1 protein-coding gene and 2 pseudogenes are annotated in these 1,551 nt (G+C 56.2%); 1 reads left to right on the top strand and 2 read right to left on the bottom strand.

The genetic code is table 11. The features are described 5' to 3' along the window. Nucleotides 1-118 (top strand): annotated as a pseudogene (locus F7R02_RS25250) (IS5-like element ISCARN85 family transposase); the annotation flags it as partial. Between the two features lie 530 nt (nucleotides 119-648). On the opposite strand, the gene F7R02_RS25240 reads toward F7R02_RS25250, so the two are convergent. Both F7R02_RS25240 and F7R02_RS25235 read right to left on the bottom strand, forming a co-directional pair. Beyond that, on the bottom strand, nucleotides 649-1,104 hold the full coding sequence (locus tag F7R02_RS25240) for a phage virion morphogenesis protein (protein ID WP_078589803.1): 456 nt from the start codon (nucleotides 1,102-1,104) through the stop codon (nucleotides 649-651). After that, nucleotides 1,092-1,391 (bottom strand): annotated as a pseudogene (locus F7R02_RS25235) (phage tail protein); the annotation flags it as partial. The pseudogene F7R02_RS25235 and the gene F7R02_RS25240, both read right to left, overlap by 13 nt. Between the last annotated feature and the right edge of the window lie 160 nt (nucleotides 1,392-1,551).

The raw sequence follows: 1,551 nt of genomic DNA, 5'->3' as shown, positions 1-1,551 counted from the left end.
ACTGTTCCGTCGCTTGAAAGGCTACCGCCGGATTTTCTCGCGCTTCGAGAAGCTGGATGTCATGTTCCTTGGATTCCTCAGCTTCGTCCTAGTCGTTGATGGGCTTCGGATGTGTTAACAGGCCCTAGTGTACACCGATATGCATCCGGGAGATACCGTTACTGTTTGCAACGGCTCTGCTTGTGTGACTTATACATACAACTACTCCGGTAATTATCTGGGTGCTCCTCCTGTGCCACAGGTCAGGAATCCACCACGAGGTGGCGGTGGTGGCGGCGGCGAGGGGAGGGCTACTGGTGGTGGAGGTGGTGGCTTTTCAGGGATGGGTAGCGGCGGTACCCCGATTGGAGGAGGAACTGTTACGGTTGGGCCAATCCATAAGAACGACCCATAAAAGGAGTCTAAATTTTCGTAACAAGTTGGATTAAAGAGTGGGGCCCGAAAAGGATGCCCCACTTTTTTTGTTTTATTTAGACCGTGTGAGGCAGCCTAATAATCCAGCGTTAAGAAAGTGGTTGAAGATAACACCCTGTCACGCGGCTGCACCGTTTGCTCTTAAGCAATAATTCTTGTTAACGCTAGCTATTTTTTATTGACCGCATCAAAGCTGTCGAACGCCCAGTGCGTTTGGGGCTGCTTAGCACGCTGCTATGGTCGCGCGCCGAGTTGATCAAGGAGCAGGTCGTGCACCAGCTGGCGATCAGCGAATGAGAAGCCAAGCAGTACACGTCTTTCGTAACGTACGGTTGGGCCGTCTTTGCGTACTTTTCCGCTCATTCCTTCCTGATGCACGCGTGCGATGCGAGACACACGACCCACAAACCCAATGCTCACCTGGTTGGGATTGGCGCTGACCTTGATGAACTTGGCCTGCCGCAGCTTGACAAACATTTTCTTGCGTTTGACCCTACCGGCCTTACTCCGCAGCTGCTGTTTGCGCGGCGCGTATCGCATGCCGTCAGGTGCTACCTGCCGAGCAATGCGCTGGCTCTGCGAGCGCCTCAGTTCCGTTCCGATCTTGCGGGCCAGCGTGCGGCGTTCGCCCGGCTGCAGGCGGGCCAGCAGTGGCGCGGCCCAGGTCTCCAGCGCGGTCAGCTCATCCATGTGGGATCAATCACCGGCTCGGGTGCATGGGTGATGTCATAGCCACCACCATCTTTCGCCGTCACGACCACGCGCTCGGTGAGCGGCAACTTGATCGACAGATCCACCGCATCGTTGGCGAGGATGTCGGCCTCGAAGGCGATGTCGCCACGGCGCGCCGGGTTGGATAGCAGCTCTGACTGATTGACCTGCACCCATTCCAGCAGCGGCAGCATCACGCTGTCAGGGTGGCCAGCATAGTCGGTCACGATCAGGTTGAGCGTGTACTGAGTCGCCCCTGAAAAACCCCCAGGCTGCATCCATTGCAAGGCTTAACCTGCGTTTTAGGTGTGCTGGAATTGCCAGTTTTCGTTACTCTACGAACTGGTTTCTGGCAGTTTTCGCCCATGCGTACACGCCGTCCTGCCGCCGAGCAGTTGCCTGCCGATGAGTTGTTTCGTTCGCGTT

The organism is Xanthomonas cissicola (assembly GCF_008801575.1).
Lineage (GTDB): Bacteria > Pseudomonadota > Gammaproteobacteria > Xanthomonadales > Xanthomonadaceae > Xanthomonas > Xanthomonas cissicola.
The sequence above is the reverse complement of the archived record's forward strand: the minus strand, read 5'-3'. Positions and strand labels throughout refer to the sequence as shown.

Excerpts from the sequence above, each read along its gene's own strand:
- F7R02_RS25240 (WP_078589803.1), bottom strand. The coding sequence starts at position 1,104 with ATGGATGAGCTGACCGCGCTGGAGACCTGGGCCGCGCCACTGCTGGCC.